Here is a 25255-nt window from a genome sequence, read left to right as displayed (position 1 = left end):
GACATGCCGAATATCCGGGCTCGTCTGCTCGCTGTTCTGGTTGTCCTCTGCGGACTCTGCGGCTTCCTGACGGTGGCGGGCCCCACGGCCGCCACCGCCACGGCCGCCACCACGATCCCCGACTCCCTCCCCTTCGACGGCACGGCCCTCACCGTGTCGGGCGGCCGCTTCGTCGACGCCAACGGCCGCGAGGTCGTGCTGCGCGGCTACAACGTCTCCGGCGGGACCAAGCTCGCCGAGAACCGGGGCCTGCCCTTCGCCTCCGTCGCCGACGCCAGGAAGTCGGCGACCGCCCTGCGTGCCCTCGGCGGCGGCAACTCCGTGCGCTTCCTGCTCTCCTGGGCCTACGCCGAACCGGTGCGCGGCCAGGTCGACACCGCCTACCTGGCCGCCGCCACCGACCAGATGCGCGCCTTCCTCGACGCCGGCGTCCGCGTCTACCCCGACTTCCACCAGGACCTCTACTCCCGCTGGCTGTTCGACCGGGGCAGCTGGTACACCGGCGACGGCGCGCCCAAGTGGGCCGTTGAGCTGGGCGGTTACCCGAAGGAGTCCTGCGGCATCTGCCTGCTCTGGGGGCAGAACATCACCCAGAACGGCGCGGTCAAGGCCGCCCAGCACGACTTCTGGCACAACGACCACGGCCTCCAGGACTCCTTCCTGGCCACCGCGGAGAAGACCATGGAGTACGTCAGGGCGAACCTCACCGCCGAGGAGTTCGCCGGCGTCGTCGGCTTCGACCCCTACAACGAGCCCTACGCCGGCGCCTACGACTCCGGGCAGGCCAGCCGCACGTGGGAACGCGACCTGCTGTGGCCCTTCTATGTGCGCTTCCGGGCCCGGATGGACGCCGCCGGGTGGGCCGGCAAACCCGCCCTCGTCGAGCCCAACCTCTTCTGGAACGGCAACGTCAGCAAGGAGGAGGGCGGACTCCTGGACGCGGGCACGCTCGGCTCCCGCTACGTCTTCAACACCCACTTCTACGACCAGAAGGCCATCTCCGGCATCCTCATGTGGGGCAACGCGGCGGACGGCCAGTACGTGAGCGACCTCGGCACGGTCCGCGACCGCGCCGCCGCGGCCGGTACGGCGGCGCTCGTCAGCGAGTTCGGCCACCCGCTGAACGGCAGCACCGCCGGAAAGGCGCCGACCGTCCTGAAGGCGATGTACCAGGGCCTCGACTCCCGTGTGAAGGGCGCCGACTGGTGGACCTCCCGGGCCGCCTCCGGACCGGTGCTGTCCGGTTCCCAGTGGCAGTGGGACATCTACAACGGCCGCCACCACGAGCTGATGAACGACAACCCCGACAAGGTGCGCACGACCGGCGACGCCTGGAACGACGAGGACCTCTCCGCCGTACGCCTGGACGACAGCGCAGCGGTGACGCTCCGTCAGGACGCCCGGCTGCTGGACCGGGTCTACCCGAGCGCCACCTCCGGCACCACCGTCGCCTTCACCTACGAGGACCGCTCCCGCGACGGCTCCACCACGCTCACCTGGAACCCGGTGCCCAGCTCCCTGCCCAGCACGCGACAGCTCGTCGGCTCCGGCCAGTACGGGCTGCTGGTATGGCGGTCGAACGGCGGCGCCGCGCCCACCGAGCTGCATCTGCCGGCCTCCTTCCCGACCGCCACGACCACCGTCGTCTCCGACCTCGGCGCCGTGTACGCCCCGCCCGCGTACTCCACGGGGGCGAGGATCGCCGCGGCGGCCGAGCCGGGCGGCACGGGCAGCCGCCGCCTGCTGCTCGACGCGCCCGACTCGGGCGTCCTGCACTACGCGCTGGTGACCAACGGGGCCGCCACCGCACCGTCCGCGGCCCTGCTGGCCGCCGCCCGCACGGAACTGTCGGCCTGGGCGGCGACCAAGGCGGGGTGAGCGCGCCGGACACCACGAAGGCCGGACACCACGAAGGGGTGGGCCGCGGAGACCGCCGCCCGCCCCTTCGCCGTGCCGCCGTGCCGGAGGCGCTGTGCCGGGAGGCCGTCAGCCGCCGATCCCGGTCCAGTCCGCCGCCACGTGGCCGAGCCGGACCCGCTGCGGATGGTCGCCCACCGGCACCGAGACGACCTTCTTGCCCGTGGCGAAGTCGATCGCCGTGATCTGGTCGGCGCCGCTCTCGGAGATGACGCAGTCCTTGCCGTCGCCGCTGACCGTGGCCCAGTAGGGCTTGGAGGCGGTGACCAGCGGGCCTTCCTGGAGGGTGGCGCGGTCGACGACCGTCGCGTAGTCGTCCATCGTGCCGGCCACGCACAGCTTGCCGCCGTCCGGGCTCATCGAGAGGCCGTGATGGCGCGAGTCGTTGACGAAGGTGGTGCGGTCGTCGCTGGTCGCCGGGTTCTTCGGCAGGGTCTTCGTCCGGGTGATCCGGTCCGAGGCGAGGTCGTACTCGAAGAACCCGTTGAAGAACGAGACCTGGAAGTACAGCTTGGACTCGTCCGGTGAGAACACCGCGGGACGCACCGCGTCGGAGTAGTCCTTGAGCCCGATCGCGTCCAGCCGCTGACGCATGTCGATGACCTTGACCTGCTGGTACGTCGTCGCGTCGACGACGGTGATGCGCCGGTCGCCCTTGGTGAAGTCCTGCCAGGGCGCGTCCATCGAGGTGTTCACGTCCCCGATCGACATGTTGTAGATGTACTTGCCGTCCTTGGTGAAGATGTTCTCGTGCGGCTTGTCGCCGGTCTTGAAGGAGCCGACCTGCTTGCCGGTGGCGATGTCCAGGACGTGCACGGTGTTCGAGATCGACGCCGAGACCGCGACCCGCTTGCCGTCGGGAGACACGGCCATGTGGTCCGAGCGGTAACCCGACACCGGGAAGCGCCAGTTGATCTTTCCGGTGGCCAGGTCGATGGAGACGACGTCGGCGAAGCTGGGCCGGGAGACGACCACCGACGCGCCGTCCGGCGTGGTGTACATGTCGTCGACGAACTGGTCGTGACCCTCGCCGACCCCGTTGCGGATGGCCATGAAGTAGATCCACTTGATGGGGTCGGAGTTGATCGCCGCCATCCGCGCGTCCTTGTCGGGGATCACGTTGATGCGCCCGATCTTCGCGAAGTCCCCGCTGGACTTGACGACGTCCGCGGTCCCCTCCCAGTTGTTGCCGACGAAGAACACCTCGCGCAGGGCGGCGGCGGTCGATGCGTCCGGGTCGGCGGAAGCGGCGGAAGCGGCGGTCGCCGGGGCGGCGACGGTCAGGACGAGGGCGGCGGCTACGGAGCAAAGGTGCCTGGATCTGAAGGCAGGCATGCTGCTCTCTCCTCTGGGTGGCTGAAGCGTGGGGACAGGGCGGAAGGGCCGCCCGAATCTGAACACCGATGCGTTCAGAGTTGACTTACTGGAAAGTAAGGAAGGGGTGCCCTTCGCCACAAGACTCCGTGCACGACAAAATTGGCGGCGGGGGAGCACGACGCGACGAGGGAGGGCCAGTGACGGGCAGGCTCAGAGCGCCGACCGGCCGTTACGGCGGCAAGTCCGCCGAGCAGCGGCAGGCCGAACGCCGGGGACGATTCCTGGAGGCGGCCCTGCGGCTGTTCGGCGGCGGGCCCGGCTACCGCGGCACCACCGTCGCGTCGCTCAGCGAGGCCGCCGGCCTGTCGACGCGCCAGTTCTACGAGGAGTTCCGCACCCTCGAGGACGTCCTCGCGGCCCTGCACCTCCAGGTCAACGACTGGGCTGAGCAGGCGGTCCTGGCCGCCTTCGCCGAAGCCCAGGGCCTTCCCCTCGCCGAGCGCGTCACCGCGATCTTCCGCGCCTACGCCGCCGACGTCACCACGGACCCGCACCGGATCCGGATCACCTTCGTCGAGATCGTCGGCGTCAGCCCCCGCCTGGAGGAACAGCGCCTGGCCAGGCGCGCCCGCTGGATCGACCTGATCTGCGCCGAGGCGACCGCCGCCGCCGAGCGCGGCGAGGCGGCCCCCCGCGACTACCGCCTGGCCGCCGCCGCCTTCATCGGCAGCGTCAACGGCCTGCTGCACGACTGGAGCGCGGGCTGGGTGGACGCGACGCTGGACGAGGTGGTCGACGAACTGGTCCGCCAGCTCCTGGGCACCCTGCGCCCACCGGGCTGGCCGGGCCCGGCACGGTAGGAGGCCCGGAGCACACGGGACCGGGCCGGGGCGGGGCGGTGCCGATGACGACGACGATGACGGGGGCGCGTTGCGCAACGACGGGAACGGCGGGGACGACGGGAACCCCGGGGACGACCGCAGTGGCGGGGACGACGAGGACGGCCGGGTGCGGACCGGGGTCGACCGTGCGCAGGAGATCGCCTACGAACAGGCCCTCGACCGCACCCTGAGGGACCCCGACGTCGCCTCCCGTCTGGGGCACCGCCCCGGCACTCTCCCGGAGAACGTCAGATCCGCGATGCTCCGCCCGGAGAACGTCGCCCGGGTGCGCCGGGCGCTCCGGCTGGACGCGCGGCGCGCCTGCGAGGAGGCGTGGCGGCACTGCGAGGAGGCGTGCGAGGCGTGGAACCGGGCACAGGACCGGATCACACGCTTGCGGCCCCGACTGTCCGGGGGCCTCCCCGCGGCGGAGGCGGTCCTGGCGGCGGCCGCCCCGATCGTGCTGTGGGCGGCCGGGGCCGGCCTGTGGCCCGCCGTCGCCGCTTTCGCCGGGGCCCTGGCATGGCTCCTGTGCCGGCCCGCTGCGCGGAACCGGGCGGGCGCCGCCCTGGGGCTGCTCGCCGCCCTCGTGGCCAGGGCGGTGCAGTCGCGCGCGGTACGGCGGCGGACCGTCGACCTCGCCGAGGCCATGACACGGGACGTCATGCCCGCCGTCGTGCGGAGCGTCGTCTCCGAACTCCTCGGCGAGGACCACGACTGCCTGCTCATCGCCACGCGCTACGAGGGCATCAGGGACCACCGGGACCGCAACTACACGGTGGACAACCAGGCCGGGGCGGAGATCGCGCTGAAGCTCGACTCCCTGGTCGACGGAACCATCGCCGTCTGCGGGCCGCGCGGCTCGGGCAAGACCACCCTGCTGGAGACCTGCGCCCCGGGCGATCTGAAGGTCGGCGTCCAGGCTCCCGCCTCGTACGCACCCCTGGAGTTCCTCACCTCGCTGTTCGTCGACCTGTGCGAGACGTACATGGCGGATCACGGGGCCCGCTTTCCGGAGTTCCGGCGGCTGAGCCCGCTGCGCTCCGGGTTGCGCAGGATCGGCGCCGCCGTCCGGGCGGGCGCGCGATCGTTCCTGTGGAACCTGCTCGCCCTGGGACTGTTCGTGCTTGGTGTGTTCGCCGCCGCGCGCGGCTTCGCCGAGGACCTCGGCGGGGCCTTCGCCCGTGCCGGCGACGGCGCCGCGCGGCATCTGCGCGACGCCGTGACCGCGGTGGCGCGGGGGACGCGTCCCTGGTGGGCGCTGGGCGCGGTGGTGCTGGCCGTCGTGGTCCACAGGTACGCGGGGCGGTGGCGGCTCGCCGACGTCGCGCATGTGGCACGCGTGACGTTCCTGCTGCCCGCCGGCACGCTGCTGGTCGTGCTGGCGCCGGCGACCCTGTGGTCGCCGCACCCGGTGGTCGCGTGGTTCGGCGACTGGCGGCGCGACGACCCATTGCTGTTCCACCCGACCGTGGCGGTGGTGGGGGCGCTCGGGTTCGTCGCCGTGTGGGTCGCGGTCACCCCGTTCTGGGAGTACTTCCGGGACGTCACCCAGCGGATGGCGCTGCTGGTCCTCGTCGTCGGTCTCGGATGGACGTTCCTCGACGACCGGCCGCGGCAGGCGGCCCTGGGCTGGGATCTGTCCGAGCGGGTGGTCGTGGTCGCCGTGGGCGTCGTCCTGGTCAGGGCGTCCCGCTGGACGCGCGGGCAGCGCGAGCCGGCTCTCGTCCGGCGCTGCCGGGACCACCTCTACCGGCTGCAGACCGTCCAGAGCGTGAGCTACGGGACCAGCGGGGCCCCGACCGGCGGCCTGCTCGGTCTCGGCTCCTCCTACGGCACGTCCTTCACCGCGTCGCCCCTCACCCTGCCCGAACTCGTCCAGCAGCTCAGACGCGCCCTGGCCGACGTCGCCGAGGAACTGCGGCCGCGGCGCCGGCGTCTGGTGGTCACCATCGACGAGATCGACCGGCTCGGATCCACCGCCGAGGCCCTGGAGTTCCTCGGGGAGATCAAGGCCATCCTCGGCGTCCCCGGCGTCCACTTCCTGATCTCGGTGTCGGAGGACGTCGGGGCGTCGTTCGTTCGCCGGGGACTGCCCGGACGCGACGTGGCGGACAGCACCTTCGACGACGTGGTCCATGTGCGGCCCTGCTCCCTGGAGGAGTCGAAGGCGATACTGCACCGGCGCGCCGAAGGGTTCTCGGAGCCGTTCGTGGCCCTCGCGCATGCCCTGGCCGGAGGCGTGCCCCGTGATCTGATCCGGTTCTCCCGGGAGATGGTCTCGCTGCGCACGGCCCGCGGGGAGGTCGAACTGCGCAACGTCGGGGCCTGGTTGGTCGTCCGGGCGATGCGGGAGACGGTGGACGCCTTCCGGGGCGGGGTGAAGGAGGGCACGCTGCCCACCCGGAGCATCGACGTGGTCTTCGGAGCGACGCGGCGGCTCGCGGAGCTGCTGCACGCCGACTGCCTGTGCGAGCTGGGGAGGATGAGGGAGCAGATCGGACGGTTCGCGCGCTGGGCCGACGGTCCCGGCACCGCCGAGCTGGCGGCGGAACTGCCCTCCGACGTCCTGGAGCGCATGGAGGAGGCCGCCGCCTACGCGTACTTCTGCGTCACCCTGCTCGACGTGTTCTCGGCTCCCGGCTTCGGGCGCCGCCGCACCCAGGCGCAGGTGAACCGGCCGAACGGAAGCCTGGAACGGCTGGCCGTCGTACGGGCGGAGCTGTCGGTCTCACCGCCCAGTGCCCGGCGTCTGATCGAGGACACCAGAGCGGCGTGGGGGCTGCCGGAGATACCCGCTCCCGACCTGCCGGAGATCGTCGACGCCGTCCGCATGACCTGCCGGCACTACACCGAGTGACCTCGGGCGCGCGACACGGAACGCGGAACACCCGGCGCATGACAGCAGGTGAGTGGCGCCCGGCCGATGGCGCCCTGCGTCATGGGCCTGCCCAGCGGCCCACCGCCTCGACCACGGGCACCGTCCCGTCCTCCGCGCGTACCAGGGTTCCCAGTGCGCGGGCGCGCTCGCGGTGTTCGGGGGTGCGGGTGGCGCGGATCAGTGCGGCGGTGAGGGTGTCGGCGGTCAGGCGGCGCAGGGGGAGTGCGGCCGGGGCCACGCCGAGCGCGACCAGGCGGCCGGCCCAGAAGGCCTCGTCGAACTGGATCGGCACGGGCACCGCCGGCACCCCGGCCCGCACGCCGGCCGCCGTGGTGCCCGCCCCGCAGTGGTGGACCACCGCGGCCGTCTCCGGGAAGAGCAGCGCGTGCGGGACGTCGTCGACCGTCAGCATGTCGTCGCCGTCGGCCGAGAGGCCGGCCCAGCCCCGCTGGATCACCCCGCGCAGTCCCGCCCGCCGCAGCGCGCGGACGATCTCGGCGCTGAGCCGCCGGGGGTCGGGCACGGTCGCGCTGCCCAGGCCGACGAAGACCGGCGGCGGTCCGGCGTCGAGGAACGTCCGGAGCGCGGCCGGCAGGCGCGTCTCGCGGTCGTAGGGCCACCAGTACCCGGTGACGTCCAGTTCCGTGCGCCAGTCCAGGGGGCGGGGGACCACCAGCGGGCTGAAGCCGTGCAGGGCGGGCCTGCCCGTCCGGCGCCGGGCCCACGGGACGCGGGGCGCGGCGGGCAGGCCCAGCCGGGCCCGCACCGCCGGCACGACCGAGGCGAAGATCCGCTCGACGCCCAGGCCGACGCCGTGCGCGGCCAGCCGGTTGCCGACCGGCCCCCAGGAGCCTCCGCCCAGCATCGGCGGCGCGAACTCCCGGGTGGGCGCGAAGGGCTGGAGGCAGAGGTCGAGGCTGGGCAGGGACAGGCCCTCGGCGATGGTGTGCCCGAGCGGGGCCAGCGAGGCGGACACCAGCAGGGCGTCGCCGCCCCGGGCGGCGGTGATCAGGTCGTCGGTCATCGCGCCGACCAGCGACCGGGCCATCCGGCCGACCCGCAGCAGCTTGCCGGGACCGGTCGAGCTGCGGTGCAGTCCCCGGCCCCGGGCGGACTCCAGCTCGGCGCGCGGATCCAGCGGCAGCGCGTGGAAGTCCACCCCCGAGCCGGCCACCAGCGGCGCGAACCGCGCATGGGTGACCAGGGTGACCTGGTGCCCGGCGCGCACCAGGGCATGGCCCAGTCCAGTGAAGGGGGCCACGTCGCCCCGGGATCCCGCCGTCATGATGGCCACTCGCACGTCGGACAGTATGGCGGCGCGAAGCCGCGGTGGGCCGCGACAATCGGCGAATGCCTGCCGGGGGAACCCGATCTGAGGGTGCGTCACTTCTGTCGCGCTCGTTGACTTCGCTCTCGGGCGGCCCTACCTTCGGCCCGCACCATGTTCGGTAAGCCGATCCTCGTTCGATATGTCGAAGCTTGATGACGGAGTCGCCGCATGTTTCCCCCACCCCGCTCCCGCCTCCTCCCACGCGTCCGGTCCGCCGCCGCGCGGGCACTCGCCCTCCTGCTGACGGCGACCGCCGCCCTGCTGTTCGCCCAGCCCGGCCCGGCCCAGGCCGCGACCTCGCGCCAGATCGCCGTGCCGGCCGCCCCGATGGGCTGGGCCTCCTGGAACAGCTTCGCCGCGAAGATCGACTACAACGTCATCAAACGGCAGGTCGACGCCTTCGTCGCCTCGGGCCTGCCGGCGGCCGGATACCGGTACGTGAACATCGACGAGGGCTGGTGGCAGGGCACCCGCGACAGCGCCGGCAACATCACCGTCGACGAGTCCGAATGGCCCGGCGGCATGAAGGCCATCGCCGACTACATCCACGCCAAGGGCCTGAAGGCCGGCATCTACACCGACGCCGGCAAGGACGGCTGCGGCTACTACTACCCGACCGGCCGCCCCGCCGCCCCCGGCAGCGGCAGCGAGGGCCACTACGACCAGGACATGCTCCGGTTCTCCCAGTGGGGCTTCGACTTCGTCAAGGTCGACTGGTGCGGCGGCGACGCCGAGAAGCTCGACGCGGCGACGACGTACCGGGCCGTCAGCGACGCGATCGCCACGGCCACGGCCGCCACCGGCCGCCCGATGACCCTCTCGCTGTGCAACTGGGGCCGGCAGAACCCGTGGAACTGGGCGCCGGGACAGGGGGCGATGTGGCGGACCAACGACGACATCATCCTGTACGGCAACAAGCCGTCCATGACCAACCTGCTGACCAACTACGACCGCAACGTGCACCCCACCGCCCAGCACACCGGCTACTACAACGACCCGGACATGCTGATGGTCGGCATGGACGGCTTCACCGCCGCCCAGAACCGCACCCACATGAACCTGTGGGCGATCTCCGGCGCGCCGCTACTCGCCGGCAACGACCTCACCACGATGACGGCGCAGACGGCGGACATCCTGAAGAACCCCGAGGTCGTCGCCGTCGACCAGGACGCCCGCGGATTGCAGGGCGTCAAGGTCGCCGAGGACGCCGGCGGGCTCCAGGTCTACGGCAAGGTCCTGGCCGGTTCCGGCAGACGAGCCCTCGTGCTCCTCAACCGCACCTCCGCCGCCGCGAACATCACCGCCCGCTGGACCGACCTGGGCCTGACCGACGCCTCCGCCGCCGTCCGCGACCCGTGGGCCCGCGCCGACGTCGGCTCGTACGCCACGGGCTACACGGCCAACGTGCCGGCGGGCGGTTCGGTCCTGCTCACCGTCAGCGGCGGCACGGAGGCGCCCGGCAGCACCTACACCGGCACGTCGGCCTTCTCCGGCGTGGTCGCCGGCAGCACCGGCCTGAAGGTCGTCGACGTCGCCTACACCAACACCGCCGCCACCGCGCGCACCGCGACCCTGAAGGTCAACGGCCAGACCGCGACGACCGTCTCGTTCCCGCCGACGGGATCCGCCCAGGGCACGATCTCCGTGCAGGTCGCCCTGTCCAAGGGCTCCGCCAACACGCTCGCCTTCACCGGCGCCCCCGCCCTCGCGGACATCACGGTCAGGCCCCTGCCCGGCGCGAACGGCAGCCTGGTCGTCGGCAAGCAGTCCGGCCGCTGCCTGGACATGTTCGACTCCACCGTCGCCAACGGCACGCAGGCCGAGATCTGGGACTGCAACGGCGGCTCCAACCAGGCCTGGACGTACACCTCCCGCAAGGAACTCGTGGTGTACGGCAACAAGTGCCTCGACGCCTACGACCACGGCACCGCCAACGGCACCAAGGTCGTGATCTGGGACTGCACCGGCCAGAGCAACCAGAAGTGGAACGTCAACGGCGACGGCACGATCACCAACGTCAACGCGGGTCTGTGCCTCGACGCGAACGGGGCGGCCACGGCCAACCGCACGCCGATCGTGCTGTGGTCGTGCGCCGGAGCGGACAACCAGAAGTGGACCCTCGGCTGAACGCGGCCTGAACCGGCTGAATCGAGGCGAGGCGGGGCGCCGCGGCTCAGCGGCGGCGGCCGCGGCGCGCCCGGACGGCGCGCGGGGACGCGGTCGGCGCACAACGGCGGTGGCGCGCCGCCCGCAACGCCGTCCACAGCAGGACGACGCCGACGCGACGGCCCACCGCCGAAGCCGCCGACGCCGCCGAAGCCGTCGAAACCGGGGCGGGGGGCCGCGAGCCGGTCGCGCGCGACCGGCCCAGCCGCGCCGTCGCCGAGAAGGTCCAGGTCAGCCGAGAGGTGACCTGGACCGTCGCGGTCTTCCTCCCTACTCGTCCCATGCCTGGATCATCGTCTGCTCGACGATCTTGCCGTCCCGCAGGGTGATCATCGACTCGGACAGCACACGCACGCCGTCCGCGTACCGGCAGGACTCGCTGTAGGCGGCCCGGTCGCCCTGGACGACGCAGTCCTCCAGCTTGTGGGTCATGTCCCTGCTGTAGACGTCGTCGAGCATGCGGGCGATCTCGTCCCGGCCGTGCAGCGTCCTGGGGTGGCTCGGTTGCGCCTGGTGGTCGACGACACGGATCTCCGCGTCGTCGGCGTAGAGCGACAGCAATGTCGTCGGGGTCCGTCCTTCGATGCCCCTGCGCAGGGTCTCGGTGTCGAAGGCGGAGCCTGCCGCGGTGCCCATGGTGACCTCCTCCGAGGGCCGTGGCCCAGGTGGAAGGGGCGGACCGCCGGACCCTCACCTTCGAGACTCCTCCCGCCCGCCGGGCTCGGCAAGCGGGGCCGGGCGTCTGCGCCTGTCGGGTGAGCGCGGGCTCCCGCCCGTGACCCCGGCGGCCTCCACGGCGTTGCTGAGGGCATGATCTCCACTCGACGCATCGCCGCAATCGCCGCCCTCGCCGCAGGAGTCACGGGCCTCGCGGCGCCCATGGCGAGCGCGGCCGACGCCCCGGCCGCCGGACAGCTCAACCCGATGACCACGCTCGACACGGTCGTCGCGGACCAGATCCCGGCGGAGCACCGGGCCGAACTCCCGCCGGTCTCCCGCCAGCTCGGCGAGCTGAACAAGGTGACCCAGCTCCAGCAGCTGAACGAACTGCACCAGGTCACGGACCTCGTCGCCCCGGTGACCGGACTGCTGACCTGAGCGTCGCACCTCCCGCGGGGGCCGTCCGGACCATCGGACGGCCCCCGCACCCGTTCCCCCGCAGGCCCGCGCGGCGCCGCCCGCGCACCGCGTGCGGCCGCTCCGGCCACGTTGCCCGTGCCCGGAACGATCCCGCACGCGTAGGGTCGGCACCGGGACGGACGTCCGACGAAGAAAGGGGCTGCAGCATGCCGCAGGAAGTGCGCGGAGTGATCGCGCCGGGCCGGGACGAGCCGGTGCGCGTGGAGACGATCGTGATCCCGGATCCCGGTCCGGGCGAGGCCGTGGTGAAGATCCAGGCCTGCGGGGTGTGCCACACCGACCTGCACTACAAACAGGGCGGGATCAACGACGAGTTCCCCTTCCTGCTCGGTCATGAGGCCGCCGGTGTCGTGGAGTCGGTCGGCGACGGCGTCACCGACGTCGCGCCCGGGGACTTCGTCGTCCTGAACTGGCGTGCCGTGTGCGGGCGGTGCCGGGCGTGCCTGCGGGGGCGTCCGTGGTACTGCTTCGACACCCACAACGCGCGACAGCGGATGACGCTCCTCGACGGCACGGAGCTGTCGCCTGCGCTGGGCATCGGCGCGTTCGCGGAGAAGACGCTGGTGGCGGCGGGGCAGTGCACCAAGGTGGACGCGTCGGTGTCGCCTGCGGTGGCGGGGCTGCTGGGCTGCGGGGTCATGGCAGGGATCGGCGCGGCGATCAACACCGGCAACGTCGGCCGGGGAGACTCGGTCGCGGTCATCGGCTGCGGCGGCGTGGGCGACGCGGCGATCGCGGGATCCCGCCTGGCGGGTGCGGCGAGGATCATCGCCGTGGACGTCGACGACCGCAAGCTGGAGACGGCGCGCGCCATGGGCGCCACGCACACCGTCAACTCGCGGTCGGCGGACGCGGTCGAGGCGATCCGCGAGCTGACCGGCGGGTTCGGGGCGGACGTGGTGATCGAGGCGGTGGGCCGCCCGGAGACCTACAAGCAGGCCTTCTACGCCCGCGACCTCGCCGGAACGGTCGTCCTGGTGGGCGTGCCCACTCCGGAGATGCAGCTCGAACTGCCCCTGCTGGACGTGTTCGGGCGCGGCGGTGCGCTGAAGTCGTCCTGGTACGGCGACTGCCTGCCCTCCCGCGACTTCCCCATGCTGATCGACCTGCATCTCCAGGGCCGTCTGCCCCTGGACGCTTTCGTCACCGAGACGATCGCCCTGGACGAGGTCGAGAAGGCGTTCGAGCGGATGCACCAGGGAGACGTCCTGCGCTCGGTGGTGGTGCTGTGATGGCCGCGCGCATCGAACGTCTCGTCACGTCGGGCCGGTTCACCCTCGACGGCGGCACCTGGGACGTGGACAACAACGTGTGGATCGTCGGCGACGACCACGAGGCCGTCGTCATCGACGCCGCCCACGACGCCGCCGCCATCGCCGAGGCCGTGGGCGACCGGCGGCTGACCGCCATCGTCTGCACCCACGCCCACAACGACCACGTCGGCGCGGCGCCCGCCCTCGCGGACCTCACGGGCGCGACCATCTGGCTCCATCCCGACGACCTCCCGCTGTGGAAGCTCACCCACCCCGACCGGGAGCCGGACGCCCACCTCGCCGACGGCCAGGTCATCGAGGCGGCCGGCGCCGACCTCACCGTCCTGCACACGCCCGGGCACGCGCCCGGCGCGGTGTGCCTGTACGACCCGGGACTCGGGGTCCTGTTCAGCGGCGACACCCTGTTCCAGGGCGGCCCCGGCGCCACCGGCCGCTCCTACTCCCACTTCCCGACGATCATCACGTCCATCAGGGAGCGGCTGCTCGCCCTCCCGCCCGAGACGCGGGTGCTGACCGGACACGGGGACGAGACCACCGTCGGGGCCGAGGCGCCGCACCTGGACGAGTGGATCGCCCGGGGGCACTGACCCACGGCGCGCCACGCGGCCCGTACCCGACCGGGTGAGCGCCGCGAAAGGCGACAGAAGACGTCCGGCTTTCCCTGGACCATCGAGGCGACACCACTGCCGCGAGGACGACGGGAACAGGGAGGCCGGACATGTCTGGGCCGCTGCAAGGCAAGGTCGCACTGGTGGCGGGGGCCACCCGGGGCGCGGGACGGGGCATCGCCGTGGAACTGGGGGCGGCCGGCGCCACCGTGTACGTCACCGGCCGCACCACCCGCGAGAGGCGCTCGGAGTACGACCGCCCCGAGACGATCGAGGACACCGCCGACCTGGTCACCGAGGCGGGCGGCCGGGGCATCGCCGTCCCCACCGACCATCTCGACCCCGTCCGGGTGAGCGCCCTCGTCGACCGCATCGCCCGGGAACAGGACCGCCTCGACGTCCTCGTCAACGACATCTGGGGCGCCGAGCACCTCTTCGAGTGGGACACCCCGGTCTGGGAGCACGACCTCGACAACGGACTGCGGCTGCTCCGCCTCGCCGTGGAGACGCACGCCGTCACCAGCCACCACGCGCTCCCGCTGCTGCTGCGCCGGCCGGGCGGCCTGGTGGTCGAGATGACCGACGGCACCGCCGAGTACAACCGCGACACCTACCGCGTGAACCTGTTCTACGACCTCGCCAAGACGTCCGTCCTGCGCATGGCGTTCGCCCTCGCCCACGAGATCGGGCCGCGCGGGGCCACCGCCGTCGCGCTCACGCCGGGCTGGATGCGCTCGGAGCTGATGCTCGACCAGTTCGGCGTCCGCGAGGACAACTGGCGCGACGCCCTCGGCCGCGTCCCGCACTTCGCGATCTCCGAGACGCCCCGCTTCGTCGGCCGGGCCGTCGCCGCCCTCGCCGCCGACCCCGGCGTCGCCCGGTTCAACGGGCGGTCCCTCTCCAGCGGCGGCCTCGCGCGGGAGTACGGCTTCACCGATCTCGACGGGAGCCGCCCGGACGCCTGGCGCTATCTGGTCGAGGTCCAGGACGCGGGAAAGCCGGCGGACGCCACCGGCTATCGGTGATGCGGTCCGAGCCGTCCGGGCCGCAGGGGGCCCGGCGGTGGCGGCGGCGGGGGCCCGCCGTAGGCTGCGCGGCGGACGCGGTACGGAGCCGCGCCGGCACGCGGGCGGGGCAGAGGCAGCAGGCGGGGCGGGGCAGAGGCAGCAGGCGGGGCGGGGTGGTGAAGTTCACCGTTTCGTCACAGCCGGCCCCGGCGTACAACCGCCGCCTGCGCGCAGCTGTCTACGACTGCGAGAACGACACACCATGCCAGGGAGAGGGCAGCCATGGGGGACATACGCAGACGAGGGGTCGTCGCGCTGGGGGTCACGGGACTCGTAGCGCCGCTCACGCTCGCGCTGGGCGCGGCGCCGGCGCAGGCCGCGAGCTGTACGACGCAGGCCGGGCCGTACCAGAAGCAGGTGGAGAAGTTCCTCGGACGGCCCGTCGACGGCAAGCAGTCGAGCGCCGACTGCAGCGCCATCCGCGCCTTCCAGAACAAGCACGGCATCACGCCCAACATCGGCTACGCCGGGCCGGTCACCTGGGGCGTGATGAACCTCATGAACAAGCAGAAGGCGGTCGGCAACAAGCCCAACAAGGCGGGCGCCTGCCCGACCAACAAGGGCCGCATCGCCTGCGTGAACCTCACCCTTCAGATCAGCTGGATCCAGGACGGCAGCCGGCTCGTCTACGGGCCCGTCCCCGTCCGCACCGGCCGCGACGGGTACGAGACGCGCACCGGTCTGAAGAAGATCTACTGGCGCCACCTCAACCACGTCTCGACCATCTACAACGTGTCGATGCCGTACAGCCAGTTCTTCGACGGCGGACAGGCCTTCCACTCGGTCGGCGTGAGCATGTGGAACCCGCCGGGCTCCCACGGCTGCGTCAACATGACGTCGACGGCCGCCAAGAAGTACTGGTCCCTGCTGAAGACCGGCGACGACGTCTTCGTCTACGGCCGCAAGCCGGGAACCTGAGAGCGCGGACGCACCCGCGGCGGCCCGGGCGCCAGGGCGACCCGGGCCGCGGCGCCCGGGGCGCCGGGCGGCGCGTGCGCGGGGGCGGGCGCGTCGTCCGGATGAACTGTGCTCAAGGGGTTGACAGATGGGGACGTGATCAGTAACACGTCCGATTTGTCCGCTTCGTTCGGGATGACTCACGTGGCCTTCACGCCGGACGCCCTAAGATTCACACCATGTCCACCACTGTTGAAACCCGCTCCGAGCGATCGGCGGCCGAGGTCAACGAGGAGATCCGGGCCCTGTGGTTCCGGTCGGGCGGGACACTGAGCGTCGAGCAGCGCGAGGAGTACCAGCGGCTCGTCCTGGAGTGGGCCGCCGCTCCCCAGCCCGCCGAAGCGGCCTGACGGCCGATCCCTCGGGCCGCCCCGGCCGCCCGACCGCGGGGCCGCTCCTCGCGACCCCGCCCTGAACGAATCCCCCGGGAACGAACCCGGACCCGCGAGCGCCCCTCGCATGAGCCCCGCCCGTGACTGTGGCGGGGCTCACCCGTCTCACCCCCAGGTCGCCGAGTAATAGCGCTGATAGGCCTTGCGGTCCTGCTCGGCGCGGAAGTACCGGGTCGCGACGAGGGCGACCATGCTGCCGGCGATGACCAGCAGCCCCGGACCGATGTTCCTCGGGTCGGTCAGCCGCGCGGCCAGGGACACGTCGCCCGCGCCGCCCGTCACCGGCGTCGTCGTGCCGGGAGAGGCGGAACCCGGCGCGATCGCCGCCTGGGTGGGGGAGGAGGCGGGCGCGGGACCGCCCGACGGCGCCGGATTGCCGCCCTGGGCCCCCGCGGAGGGCGCGGCCACGATCAGCTGGACGCCGCCGAGCTGGGCCAGCGCGTTCGTGACCGGCTGGAAGAACGTCGTGCCGCCCGTCCTGCAGTCGCCGCTGCCGCCGGAGGTGACGCCGAGGGCGATGCCGTCGGAGAACATCGGGCCGCCGCTGTCGCCCGGTTCGGCGCACACGTTGGTCTCGATGAGCCCGCCGACCGTGCCCTCGGGGTAGTTCACCGTCGCGTCCAGGCCGGTGACCTGACCGTCGTGCAGCCCGCTGGTGCTGCCGCTGCGGAACACCCGCTGGCCCACGGCCGCGTCACCGGCGCCCGTGATGCGCACCCCGTTGCCGTTGCCGATGGCCACGACGTCCGCACCGTCGCCCGCCTTGCCGTTCGCGTACTGCACCAGGGAGAAGTCGCTGCCGGGGAAGTTCGAGTTCACCGTCTGTCCCACCTGCCGCTCGGCCTGGTTGTCGGCGAACCAGGTCGAACCGGTGGGCCCGCAGTGCCCGGCGGTGAGGATGTAGTCGCTCTTGCCGTCCGTCACGTTGAAGCCGGCCGAGCAGCGTCCGCCGGTCGACAGGATGGGCTGCGCGCCGTTGATGCGGGTGGTGAACTTGCCCGCGGTGCGCTCCATGCGCACGAAACTGCCGATGCCGGCGGCCGTGTCCGTCAGCCGCGACCAGTCGGCGGCCGACACCGTGCTGTCGGCCCGCACGACGACCTGGTTGGTCCGGTAGTCCATCACCCAGGCGGTGCCCGGCACCTTGGGCGCGGACCGCAGGGTCGCCGTGGCCGACTTGAGCTCGTTCATGCTGTGCGCGACGACCTTCGCCTCGACGCCCGCCGCGCGGACCGCCTCCGCCGTCTTGTCGTCGGTGACCGCGACCACCGGCCGTCCGTCGTCCGCGATCCAGGTTCCGGCGGTGCGCGCGGTGCCGAGCTTGCCGACGAGCGCCGCCCCCGGATTGCTGACGACGGGCTCGGCGGCGCTGCGCACCGTCGCCGTGGCGGCGGGCGGTTCGCTCGCCATGGCCGCCTGCGTGACCATGGCCCCTCCCAGGAGGAGTCCGCCGACCGCCGCCAGCCGGGTCACTCGCCGGACGGTCCGTCGTCGTACGTGCCTCATGCATGGCTCCCGAAACCCTCAACGCGCGGCCTCAACACCGCGGGGCGCTCCGGTCGTTGAGCACCCTCATCTGGATACGTGCCGGGTCGGTGCAGCGTTCAGCGGGGAAGCGATCACCTCGCGCCTACACTGCGGGCATGGACGACAAGGCGATCGACCGGCTGGCCGCGGGCAAGTACCTGCTGATCACCAGCTACCGGAAGAACGGGACCGGGGTCGCCACCCCCGTGTGGGTGGTGCGCGACGGCGACGCCCTCGGGGCCTGGTCGGCCGCCGACGCCTGGAAGGTCAAGCGCATCCGGGCCCGCGGCGACGTGCTGGTCGGCCCGTGCGACGTCCGCGGGCGGCCCACCGGCGAACAGGTGCCGGGGAGGGCGGAGATCTGCGACGCGCACACCACCGCCCGCTACCGCACCCTGCTGGCCCGCAAGTACGGCGTCGTGGGCCGGCTCACCCTGCTCGGCAGCCGGCTGCGCCGCGGCGCGGACGGAACCGTGGGGATCCGCATCACGCTGTGAGACGCGCGTGGGGGCACGGACCATGCGGCCCGTGCCCCCACGCGCCCCTGCGCCGCCGCCCGGTGTGCGGGCGATGTGCGCGGGCGGTGTGCGTCACGGCGCGTCCACGACCGTTCCGGTCGCGGTCGGGACGTCCGGCAGCGGCTCGCCCGCCTCGTCCGTCAGTGTCAGGCGCACCGACTCCTCGGGCTCGGCCACCTGGTCCCGCACGGTCGGAACGGTGAACTCCGTGCTCGTGGCGCCGGCCGGCAGATCGGGCCCGGTGTACAGCTCCACCCGGGACAGCGGGAGTTCGGGGTCGGGCCGGTGCCCGGAGACATCCTCCAGCCAGCGCGGGTCCACGTCCTTTGTGGACAGCTCGGCCCCGCCGACGACCGGCAGCAGCCGCACCGGATACCACAGGGGGACCTCGGCGGGCGCGGAGAGCGAGACCCGCCAGGTCAGCGGCTCGCCCTCGGCCGCCCGGACGGCGGGCGTCAGGGTCACCGCCGGCGCCGGGTCGTCGTTGTGCGCCGTGACCCCGCCCCGGTGGGAGCCGACGACCGCGCCGCGCACGGCCTTCACCAGCAGGTTGTGCTCCTCGTCGGCCCCGAAGAGCGTGTCGCCCCGCACCTCGACCCGCACGTCGACGGGGGTGACGCCGGGCCGGACCCGCACCACCTTCTCCGTCGCCGTGCCGGTCAGGGGATCGACCACGTAGAAGCGGGCCGTGCCGGCGCCGTGTCCGGACACCCGGACCGGCACGTGGTAGGTGCGGGCGCCGGAATCGCCCTCCCGCACCGTGAGCCGCCCCACGTCGACGCGCGGCAGCGCCGCCGCCTTCACCGCGGGCGTGCCGGGAGCCCAGCCCCAGGCGTCCATGAACCACGCCTGCCCTGACGCCGAACGCGGCGTCAGGGACAGCGACCTGACATGCCGCAGGTCGAGCCCGGCGCGGGTCGCGGCGGTCAGCGGCACCCGCAGTTCACGCGCCCAGTACGAGGCCGTACGCGGCGAGCCGGGCAGCCCGTCGGCGGTGACCCGGCCGAGGTCGGCGCGGCGGCCGGAGGCGTCGGTGACGGCCACGTCCAGCGCGGTGCCGACGCTGTTCGGCGGCACGAACACGCGCAGCGCCAGGCTCTTCGCGCCCGCGAGGGAGACCGGCGCGGCGGACGTGATCCTCGTCGGCCCGCCCGGCGCGGACCAGCGCATGGCGACCGCGCGCTTGGCGCTGTCCGTCTCCAGGTCCCACCACCCGAAGTGGGGGGACATGCCCACGGCGTCCTCGCCCAGACAGGCTTTCGCCGGGTCGGAGTCGGCCCGGCACACGCGGGCGCCTGTCACCTTCACCCCGTCGCCGGGCAGGAAGCCGCCCGTGCGCCGGGCGCCGACCGCGTGCGTCAGGACGCGGGCCGGCCCCGCGGAGGGCGCGCTCCGTCCGGTGCCGTCCAGCAAGGGCCGCACCCGGTCGTCGCCGCCGACGAACAGCCGGGCTGCGGCCGCGATGTAGGTCGCGCCGGCCTGGTGCTGGGCGTCGGCGCCCAGCCGGGTCGGGGCGTCCGCCGAGCAGACCGGGTCCGGGGAGCCCGGCTCGTCGTAGAAGTCGTCCGAGGCCGGGGCCTCGGACTGTCCGGGGGTCCACTCGCTGTTGAAGAAGTTGTGGTTGGCGCCGACCACGTAGACGGCGCTGTGCAGGGCGGTTCCCCGGCTGACGCCGCGCGTCCCGTCGAGGTAGGTCTCGCCCTCGAGGTCGGAGACGTCGCCGTCGCAGCCGGGCAGGATGGTCGTCGAGGGGACGTCAGCGACCGGATTCTGGCCGAAGATCGTCGGTCCGATGAGCACCGTCCCGCGGATCTTCCAGCGGACCGGGCCGCGGTAGCCGTCCTGGGCGGGCGGCGGCGGGTACAGGCTGTCCATGGCCGCCCGGTTGACGCCCTCGCCGCCGCGCGAGTGCCCGACGAGCAGCACCCTGGACAGGTCGGCCCGGGGGGCTTCGCGCACCACGGCCGGGGCCTTGCCCGGGTGGGCGGCCCAGTCGGCCCAGTGGGCGAGATGACGGCGGACCAGGGAGGAACGGCCCTGCGCGCCGGCGTCCTCGGCCGTCCAGTCCTGCCCGTTGACGCCGTTGGCCGAGATCGAGACGGTGACGTACCCCTGGGAGGCGAGCAGCCGCTGGTCCTTCAGATAGCCCTTGTGGCTGGGGATCTCCTTCGTCCCCGCGGGGCAGGGCCAGTCGATGTTCACGTCGTCCTCCGCGCCCGGCTTGTAGCAGGTCGCGTGACGGCCGTGCAGGAACAGCGCGAGCGGCCGCCTGCCGGTGGCGCCCTTCGGGGCGACGACGACGGCCCGCATCTCGACGGGCCGGTCGTAGCCCGGCAGGCGCACCGGGGTCAGGCCGTACTCGCCGGAGAGCGTGCGGTACGGGCCCGGTCTGCCGGGGTCCACGGCGTTCGCCGCGGGCGGGGCGGGGAGCCGCGGCGCGGTGCGCGAACGCCGGTGCCCGGGGGCCGTCTCGGCGGCGGGTGCGTCCAGCCGCCGTCCGCTGGCGAGCACTCGCAGGTCCTTCAGGGGGGCGCCGCCGGCCGCGTCGAGCGGCAGCCGGAACGTGCGGCCGTCGCTGCCCGGCCGCGGAGCCCCGAGCAGCCGGTCGCCCGCATGGAACTCCACCCGGGCGTCGCCGGGCGGCACGGGCCGGGGCGAGCGCCACACCAGCTGACGGGCCGCGCCCTCGCCGGCCACACGCCAGCCCGGGGGCAGCGCGCTGTCGGCGGGCGCGGCCGGCGGCCTCGCCTGGGACGGTGGGCGGGCTTGTGCCAGTCCGGGTGTTCCCGCCATGGCCGCGAGCGCGGCCACGGCGGTGACACCTATTCGCCGGGCACGGTTCAAGGTCCACTCCTCACCACTCGGAGCGCGGGAGCCCCGTCCGTACCGGGAGCCCCTCGCGGTTCGGAGGAAGTGAAGCGGGACCTGTGGGTTGCCTGTGACGAGGGATTGCGTCCGCGTCAGGGCCCGGATCCGGACACCCGGAGAACCGGGGGACCGGGGGACCGCGGTGACCGTGCGGCGGGCGACGCCTAGTGCCAGGCTCGGTACGGCTCGTCGAGGAGCTGGAAGACCGGCTCGCCCCGCACCGGGTCCTTGACGGTCGACAGGCGGACGCGGTCGCCGCTGTGGATGCCGATGAGCGGGCCCATGACCCGGCCGCGGACGACGAACCCCTCGGCCATCTCGACGAGCGACACGTTGCGCGCGGCCGGGGTGTTGCGGTGCACCACGGTGGCGTGGCGCACCGTGCCGGTGCCCTCGCTGCGCTCCGTGCGCAGGTCGCTGCCCTGGCAGACCGGACACAGCAGACGGTGGTACATGGCGGTGCCGCACCAGGTGCAGCGCTGGAAGAGGATCGTGTCGCCGTCCGCGCTCGCGCGGTCGAGGAGGCCCGCCGCGGAGCCGGCGGCCTGCTGGACGACGTTTCCTGAGTGGTGGTACACGCGGGTCAACTCCCTGCACTCGGCCGGAATCCACGTGCGCGGCTCACCCGTGCACGGACGTGCCCGGTCGACCGTGCCACCGTGCACGCCCACAGGGTATGGCACTCAGTGCCACTCGTAAAGGCACTGCGTACCCCCAAAAAAAGAGGGGATCGAGGGAGGTCAGTCGCGTCCGAGGGCCGTCTCGATCTCCTGCACGACCCGCCACAGCGGAGCCCCGCGCCGCGAGACGACGACCACGACGTCGTCGGGGCGTTCGGCCGCGCGCCGCGCGGGATCGCCGTGCTCGTCCGGCGGCTCGTCGGCGAGCGGGACCGGGGCCGACGCCGGGCCGGGCGCCGGGTCAGGGCCGAATGCGGCCCGCACGTACGCCAGCGCGTGGTCCACGGTGGCGGTCGCCTCGCCCTGGCCGTCCGAACGCAGCCAGGAGCGCAGCGCGTTGTTGTGCGCGGCGACGACCGCGGCGGCGATCACGTCGGCCCGCAGGTCGCCGTCGGGCCGCCCGGAGAAGCGGCCCCGCAGGTACTCGGCGAGGGCGCGCTCGTACCGCCAGACCACCGACAGCTCGTACGCGCGCAGCCCGGGCACCTGTTTGGTGAGCCGGTAGCGCTGCACCGAGAACGAGGGGTTCTCCGCGTACATGAGCAGGACCAGCCGGGCGGCGTCGCACACGCGGCGCACCGGCTCGTGCCGGGGCCCGCTCGCGGCGAGGAAGGCGGTCATGTCGGCCAGACAGCGCTCGTGGTCGGGGAAGACCACGTCCTCCTTGGAGGGGAAGTAGCGGAAGAACGACCGCCGGCCGACCCCCGCGAGCGTCACGATGTCGTCGACGGTCGTCTGCTCGTAGCCCCGCTCCAGGAACAGCCGGAAGGCCGCCGCGATCAGGGCGTCCCGCATCGGCGGCTTGGCCTCCGCCTTCTCAGTGGCGCTCATGCACGGAACGTAACACCCGCGCCGATGTCATGGCACTCGGTTCCCTCCAGGGGGAACCGAGTGCCTGCCGGTTCTGGGCCCGGCCCGGGGGCCGGGCCCGGCGTCAGCTGCGCTCCGCCGCCTCGACGACGTTGGTCAGCAGCATCGCGCGGGTCATCGGTCCGACCCCGCCGATCGGCGGGGCGAACGACCCGGCGACGTCGCTCACGTCGGGATGCACGTCGCCGAGGATGCCCTCGACCGTGCGGGTCAGGCCCACGCTCAGCACCGTCGCGCCCGGCTTGATCCAGTCGGGCCTGACCAGGTGCGCGACGCCGGCCGCGGCCACCACGACGTCCGCCTCCCGGGCGTGCGCTGCCGTGTCCTGGGTGGCCTCGTGGCACAGGGTCACCGTGGCGTGCTCGGTGCTGCGGGTCAGCATCAGTCCCAGCGGCCGGCCCACGGTCACCCCGCAGCCGATGACGCAGAACTGCTGGCCGGTGATCGGCACGTGGTTGCGGCGCAGCAGGTCGATGATCCCGCGCGGGGTGCAGGGCAGCGGGCCGGGGCTGCCCAGCACCAGCCGGCCCAGGTTCGTCGGGTGGAGGCCGTCGGCGTCCTTGACCGGGTCGATCAGCTCCAGCACGGCATGGGTGTCGATGTGGCCGGGCAGCGGGAGCTGCACGATGAAGCCGGTGCACGCCGGGTCGGCGTTCAGCCGCAGCACGGCGGCCTCCACATCGGCCTGGGAGGCGTCGGCCGGCAGCTCGACCCGGATGGAGGCGATGCCGACCTGCGCGCAGTCGCGGTGCTTGCCGCCGACGTAGGACCGGCTGCCCGCGTCGTCGCCGACCAGGATGGTGCCGAGCCCCGGGGTGATCCCGCGCTCCTTCAACGCCTGCACGCGCAGGGCGAGTTCGCTCTTGATGTCGGCCGCGGCGGCCTTGCCGTCGAGAAGTGTTGCGGTGGTCACGGGAGTCGACGAGCCCTTCGGGAGAAGACGACGGTCCTTTCATCGTACGACCCGCCCGCCCCCGGCCGGTCAGGAGTCCCGTCCGCCGCGGCCGCCCCGCCCGGACCGCCCGCACCCCCTGACGTAACCTTTCCGCACCGTTTCGCAGCCCCTCAGGAGACCCGCCCATGTCCGCCGCCCGCTCCCGTCTCCTCTATGTCACCGACCTCGCCTACCGGGCGCGCGGGCGCCGCTACGGCGACGAGGACGTGTTCCTCGCCTCCCGGCTGCGCGAGGAGTTCGATCTCGCCCTGTGCCATCCGCTGGACGCGGCCGCGCTGATGGGCGCCTTCGACGGCGTGATCGTCCGCAACAGCGGCCCCGTCCTCGGCTACCGGGCCGGGTACGACGCCTTCCGGGAGCGTGCGCTGCGCGAGGGCGTACGGGTCTACAACCCGCTGACCGGACGCGCCGACATGCTCGGCAAGCAGTACCTCCTCGACCTCAGCGCCGAGGGGCACCCGGTGATACCGACGGTCGACCGCGCCGAGGACCTCCACCTGCTGCCCCCGGCCGACCGGTACGTCGTCAAGCCCAAGCTGGGCGCGGACTCCCTGGGCCTGCGGATCGTCGACGCCGACGACCTGCCCGCGCCGGCCGACGGCACCACGCTCGTCCAGCCGTTCGTCGACTTCCGCTACGAGGTCTCCTTCGTCTACGTCGACCACGACTTCCAGTACGCCCTGTACGCGCCGGACCCGGAGCGCCGCTGGCAGCTCGAACCGTACGAGCCGACCGTGCGCGACCTGGAGTTCGCCCACCGCTTCGTCGACTGGAACAGCCTCGCCCACGGGATCCAGCGCGTCGACGCCTGCCGCGCCCCCGACGGGGAGCTGCTCCTGGTGGAGCTGGAGGACCTCAACCCGTATCTGTCGCTGGACGCCCTCGACGACGCCGGACGCGACGCCTTCGTCGCCGCGACGATCCGCTCCCTGCGGCGCTTCCTCGCCGGGTGAGCGCCGCGGGCCGGCCGGGGCGTCGCCGCGTCCGGTGAACCACGGGGCGCGTCCGCCCGTATCCCTCCCGGGGGACCCACGGGAGGGAGAAGAGCGTGCCGACACCGGAGGAGACCGGGCAGCCGCACGAACGCCCGGTCCTGGAACCCATCCGGGTCCTGCGACCGCGCAACACCGACGCCCTCGCGGAGCTGATCCGCGAGATGACCGGGCCCGGCCGGGACGCCGACGCCTATGAGGCGATCCCGCTGCCGCCGCCGGCCGGGGGCGAGGCGCGGACGGAGGAACTCCCGCCCGTCGCCGCGGCCGCCGCGCGCACGGCGACCGCGACGGGGCCGCTGGGCGGCTCGGACTGGACGAGTGAGCGCGACCGCCCGGGTCCCGTGCCCGCCGGCGCCCGGAGAGGAACCGGCGTCCGGCGCGGACCGGACGGCCGGGGCACGGGCCCGGCGGCGCGGGGGCGGAGCGCGCCGGGAGCCGCCACGGCGGCGGGCGGCGGACGGGCGCGCGCCCGTGCCGCCGGGGCGGTCTCCGAGGAGGGGCTGCGGCGCGGTGCGATCGCGGTGGGCGTGTGCGCGGCGGCCCTGGTGGGCTTCGCGGGCGCGCTCCTGCTGCCGGGCCGCGGTGGCGAGGCCGCCGCCGAGACGCCTCCGCCGACGGCCGCGGCCCCGCCCGTTCCCTCGGCCGCCGCCACCTCCTCCGCCGACCCCGACGGCGCGGGCACGCTGCGGGAGGGCGACAGCGGTCCTGAGGTGACCGACCTCCAGCGGCGACTGCTGCGCATCCCCGACGTGTACGCCCACGGCCCGGCCGACGGCCGCTACGACACCGTCCTCGCCGCGGCCGTGGCGCGGTTCCAGCTCTGGTACGGCATCCGCGGCGACGAGAGCGGGGTCTACGGCGACGACACCCGCCGCGACCTGGAGTCGCGCACCGCCTCGCCCGCCGGGTGAT

Annotated in this window: 22 protein-coding genes; 13 read left to right on the top strand and 9 right to left on the bottom strand. The window is 73.4% G+C overall.

Features of this window, described 5'->3' with window-relative positions; genetic code table 11:
- The first annotated feature begins 3 nt into the window (after nucleotides 1-3).
- The gene (locus ACGFSH_RS28340) at nucleotides 4-1878 is read left to right on the top strand and encodes an endoglycosylceramidase (RefSeq protein WP_393353457.1); all 1875 of its coding nucleotides are present in this window, start codon (nucleotides 4-6) and stop codon (nucleotides 1876-1878) included.
- A 108-nt stretch (nucleotides 1879-1986) separates the two neighbouring features.
- Here ACGFSH_RS28340 and ACGFSH_RS28335 read toward each other — a convergent pair whose 3' ends face one another.
- Entirely contained in the window at nucleotides 1987-3252 is a 1266-nt protein-coding gene (locus ACGFSH_RS28335; RefSeq protein ID WP_393353456.1) for a YncE family protein, read from the bottom strand.
- Between the two features lie 179 nt (nucleotides 3253-3431).
- On the opposite strand from ACGFSH_RS28335, the gene ACGFSH_RS28330 reads away from it, so the two are divergent.
- Together ACGFSH_RS28330 and ACGFSH_RS28325 are read left to right on the top strand one after the other, a co-directional pair.
- Complete coding sequence (locus ACGFSH_RS28330) at nucleotides 3432-4094, top strand: TetR/AcrR family transcriptional regulator (RefSeq protein ID WP_393353454.1); 663 nt, start codon at nucleotides 3432-3434, stop codon at nucleotides 4092-4094.
- A gap of 70 nt (nucleotides 4095-4164) precedes the next feature.
- Entirely contained in the window at nucleotides 4165-6975 is a 2811-nt protein-coding gene (locus ACGFSH_RS28325; RefSeq protein WP_393353452.1) for a P-loop NTPase fold protein, read from the top strand.
- Between the two features lie 79 nt (nucleotides 6976-7054).
- On the opposite strand, the gene ACGFSH_RS28320 is transcribed toward ACGFSH_RS28325, so the two are convergent.
- On the bottom strand, nucleotides 7055-8281 hold the full coding sequence (locus ACGFSH_RS28320) for a glycosyltransferase (protein WP_393353597.1): 1227 nt from the start codon (nucleotides 8279-8281) through the stop codon (nucleotides 7055-7057).
- A 213-nt stretch (nucleotides 8282-8494) separates the two neighbouring features.
- Between ACGFSH_RS28320 and ACGFSH_RS28315 the strand changes: the two genes are divergently transcribed.
- Nucleotides 8495-10453: an RICIN domain-containing protein gene (locus ACGFSH_RS28315; protein WP_393353451.1), complete on the top strand. Its 1959-nt coding sequence runs from the start codon at nucleotides 8495-8497 to the stop codon at nucleotides 10451-10453.
- A 46-nt stretch (nucleotides 10454-10499) separates the two neighbouring features.
- On the opposite strand, the gene ACGFSH_RS28310 is transcribed toward ACGFSH_RS28315, so the two are convergent.
- Complete coding sequence (locus ACGFSH_RS28310) at nucleotides 10500-10775, bottom strand: hypothetical protein (RefSeq protein WP_393353449.1); 276 nt, start codon at nucleotides 10773-10775, stop codon at nucleotides 10500-10502.
- Nucleotides 10763-11128, bottom strand: a complete 366-nt coding sequence (locus ACGFSH_RS28305; protein ID WP_329416009.1) for a nuclear transport factor 2 family protein — start codon at nucleotides 11126-11128, stop codon at nucleotides 10763-10765. Before ACGFSH_RS28305 ends, ACGFSH_RS28310 begins: the two co-directional genes overlap by 13 nt.
- 174 nt (nucleotides 11129-11302) lie before the next feature.
- Here ACGFSH_RS28305 and ACGFSH_RS28300 point away from each other — a divergent pair, with 174 nt between their 5' ends.
- The 6 genes from ACGFSH_RS28300 (at nucleotide 11303) to ACGFSH_RS28275 (ending at nucleotide 15888) form a co-directional block, all read left to right on the top strand.
- Nucleotides 11303-11590: a hypothetical protein gene (locus ACGFSH_RS28300; RefSeq protein WP_393353447.1), complete on the top strand. Its 288-nt coding sequence runs from the start codon at nucleotides 11303-11305 to the stop codon at nucleotides 11588-11590.
- A 188-nt stretch (nucleotides 11591-11778) separates the two neighbouring features.
- Entirely contained in the window at nucleotides 11779-12864 is a 1086-nt protein-coding gene (locus ACGFSH_RS28295) for an S-(hydroxymethyl)mycothiol dehydrogenase (protein ID WP_393353445.1), read from the top strand.
- Nucleotides 12864-13493, top strand: coding sequence for an MBL fold metallo-hydrolase (locus ACGFSH_RS28290; RefSeq protein ID WP_329416014.1), 630 nt, complete (start codon nucleotides 12864-12866; stop codon nucleotides 13491-13493). Before ACGFSH_RS28295 ends, ACGFSH_RS28290 begins: the two co-directional genes overlap by 1 nt.
- Before the next feature lie 131 nt (nucleotides 13494-13624).
- Nucleotides 13625-14539, top strand: coding sequence for an SDR family oxidoreductase (locus ACGFSH_RS28285; RefSeq protein ID WP_393353443.1), 915 nt, complete (start codon nucleotides 13625-13627; stop codon nucleotides 14537-14539).
- A gap of 264 nt (nucleotides 14540-14803) precedes the next feature.
- Nucleotides 14804-15499 (top strand): L,D-transpeptidase family protein, encoded by a 696-nt coding sequence (locus ACGFSH_RS28280; RefSeq protein WP_393353441.1) that lies wholly within the window; start codon nucleotides 14804-14806, stop codon nucleotides 15497-15499.
- 218 nt (nucleotides 15500-15717) lie between these two features.
- Complete coding sequence (locus ACGFSH_RS28275; protein ID WP_393353440.1) at nucleotides 15718-15888, top strand: hypothetical protein; 171 nt, start codon at nucleotides 15718-15720, stop codon at nucleotides 15886-15888.
- A gap of 147 nt (nucleotides 15889-16035) precedes the next feature.
- Here ACGFSH_RS28275 and ACGFSH_RS28270 read toward each other — a convergent pair whose 3' ends face one another.
- Nucleotides 16036-17436: a S1 family peptidase gene (locus ACGFSH_RS28270; RefSeq protein WP_393353438.1), complete on the bottom strand. Its 1401-nt coding sequence runs from the start codon at nucleotides 17434-17436 to the stop codon at nucleotides 16036-16038.
- Nucleotides 17437-17573: 137 nt separating this feature from the next.
- Here ACGFSH_RS28270 and ACGFSH_RS28265 point away from each other — a divergent pair, with 137 nt between their 5' ends.
- Nucleotides 17574-17954, top strand: a complete 381-nt coding sequence (locus ACGFSH_RS28265) for a PPOX class F420-dependent oxidoreductase (RefSeq protein ID WP_393353437.1) — start codon at nucleotides 17574-17576, stop codon at nucleotides 17952-17954.
- A 93-nt stretch (nucleotides 17955-18047) separates the two neighbouring features.
- Here ACGFSH_RS28265 and ACGFSH_RS28260 read toward each other — a convergent pair whose 3' ends face one another.
- The 4 genes from ACGFSH_RS28260 to ACGFSH_RS28245 all read right to left on the bottom strand — a co-directional run bounded on the left by ACGFSH_RS28260 (nucleotide 18048) and on the right by ACGFSH_RS28245 (nucleotide 23306).
- Nucleotides 18048-20768: an alpha/beta hydrolase family protein gene (locus ACGFSH_RS28260; RefSeq protein ID WP_393353595.1), complete on the bottom strand. Its 2721-nt coding sequence runs from the start codon at nucleotides 20766-20768 to the stop codon at nucleotides 18048-18050.
- Nucleotides 20769-21007: 239 nt separating this feature from the next.
- The gene (locus ACGFSH_RS28255; RefSeq protein WP_329416023.1) at nucleotides 21008-21421 is read right to left on the bottom strand and encodes a zinc ribbon domain-containing protein; all 414 of its coding nucleotides are present in this window, start codon (nucleotides 21419-21421) and stop codon (nucleotides 21008-21010) included.
- 162 nt (nucleotides 21422-21583) lie between these two features.
- Nucleotides 21584-22318, bottom strand: a complete 735-nt coding sequence (locus ACGFSH_RS28250; RefSeq protein WP_393353594.1) for a TetR family transcriptional regulator — start codon at nucleotides 22316-22318, stop codon at nucleotides 21584-21586.
- A gap of 139 nt (nucleotides 22319-22457) precedes the next feature.
- A complete protein-coding gene (locus tag ACGFSH_RS28245; protein WP_393353436.1) occupies nucleotides 22458-23306 on the bottom strand; it encodes a bifunctional methylenetetrahydrofolate dehydrogenase/methenyltetrahydrofolate cyclohydrolase in 849 nt (282 codons plus the stop codon).
- A 167-nt stretch (nucleotides 23307-23473) separates the two neighbouring features.
- Between ACGFSH_RS28245 and ACGFSH_RS28240 the strand changes: the two genes are divergently transcribed.
- Both ACGFSH_RS28240 and ACGFSH_RS28235 read left to right on the top strand, forming a co-directional pair.
- On the top strand, nucleotides 23474-24301 hold the full coding sequence (locus ACGFSH_RS28240; protein ID WP_393353435.1) for a hypothetical protein: 828 nt from the start codon (nucleotides 23474-23476) through the stop codon (nucleotides 24299-24301).
- 95 nt (nucleotides 24302-24396) lie between these two features.
- Nucleotides 24397-25254 (top strand): peptidoglycan-binding protein, encoded by an 858-nt coding sequence (locus ACGFSH_RS28235; RefSeq protein WP_393353434.1) that lies wholly within the window; start codon nucleotides 24397-24399, stop codon nucleotides 25252-25254.
- The last annotated feature ends 1 nt before the right edge of the window (nucleotide 25255 follow it).

The sequence above is a fragment of the Streptomyces sp. NPDC048481 genome, from assembly GCF_043200075.1.
In the GTDB taxonomy this organism is placed as follows: Bacteria; Actinomycetota; Actinomycetes; order Streptomycetales; family Streptomycetaceae; genus Streptomyces.
Note: the sequence above shows the minus strand (reverse complement) of the source record. Positions and strands in the feature narration are given on the sequence as shown.

Excerpts from the sequence above, each read along its gene's own strand:
- ACGFSH_RS28340 (WP_393353457.1), top strand. The coding sequence starts at position 4 with ATGCCGAATATCCGGGCTCGTCTGCTCGCTGTTCTGGTTGTCCTCTGC.
- ACGFSH_RS28335 (WP_393353456.1), bottom strand. The coding sequence starts at position 3,252 with ATGCCTGCCTTCAGATCCAGGCACCTTTGCTCCGTAGCCGCCGCCCTC.
- ACGFSH_RS28320 (WP_393353597.1), bottom strand. The coding sequence starts at position 8,281 with ATGACGGCGGGATCCCGGGGCGACGTGGCCCCCTTCACTGGACTGGGC.
- ACGFSH_RS28315 (WP_393353451.1), top strand. The coding sequence starts at position 8,495 with ATGTTTCCCCCACCCCGCTCCCGCCTCCTCCCACGCGTCCGGTCCGCC.
- ACGFSH_RS28310 (WP_393353449.1), bottom strand. The coding sequence starts at position 10,775 with ATGGGACGAGTAGGGAGGAAGACCGCGACGGTCCAGGTCACCTCTCGG.
- ACGFSH_RS28305 (WP_329416009.1), bottom strand. The coding sequence starts at position 11,128 with ATGGGCACCGCGGCAGGCTCCGCCTTCGACACCGAGACCCTGCGCAGG.
- ACGFSH_RS28300 (WP_393353447.1), top strand. The coding sequence starts at position 11,303 with ATGATCTCCACTCGACGCATCGCCGCAATCGCCGCCCTCGCCGCAGGA.
- ACGFSH_RS28295 (WP_393353445.1), top strand. The coding sequence starts at position 11,779 with ATGCCGCAGGAAGTGCGCGGAGTGATCGCGCCGGGCCGGGACGAGCCG.
- ACGFSH_RS28290 (WP_329416014.1), top strand. The coding sequence starts at position 12,864 with ATGGCCGCGCGCATCGAACGTCTCGTCACGTCGGGCCGGTTCACCCTC.
- ACGFSH_RS28285 (WP_393353443.1), top strand. The coding sequence starts at position 13,625 with ATGTCTGGGCCGCTGCAAGGCAAGGTCGCACTGGTGGCGGGGGCCACC.
- ACGFSH_RS28280 (WP_393353441.1), top strand. The coding sequence starts at position 14,804 with ATGGGGGACATACGCAGACGAGGGGTCGTCGCGCTGGGGGTCACGGGA.
- ACGFSH_RS28275 (WP_393353440.1), top strand. The coding sequence starts at position 15,718 with ATGTCCACCACTGTTGAAACCCGCTCCGAGCGATCGGCGGCCGAGGTC.
- ACGFSH_RS28270 (WP_393353438.1), bottom strand. The coding sequence starts at position 17,436 with ATGAGGCACGTACGACGACGGACCGTCCGGCGAGTGACCCGGCTGGCG.
- ACGFSH_RS28265 (WP_393353437.1), top strand. The coding sequence starts at position 17,574 with ATGGACGACAAGGCGATCGACCGGCTGGCCGCGGGCAAGTACCTGCTG.
- ACGFSH_RS28260 (WP_393353595.1), bottom strand. The coding sequence starts at position 20,768 with ATGGCGGGAACACCCGGACTGGCACAAGCCCGCCCACCGTCCCAGGCG.
- ACGFSH_RS28250 (WP_393353594.1), bottom strand. The coding sequence starts at position 22,318 with ATGCGGGACGCCCTGATCGCGGCGGCCTTCCGGCTGTTCCTGGAGCGG.
- ACGFSH_RS28240 (WP_393353435.1), top strand. The coding sequence starts at position 23,474 with ATGTCCGCCGCCCGCTCCCGTCTCCTCTATGTCACCGACCTCGCCTAC.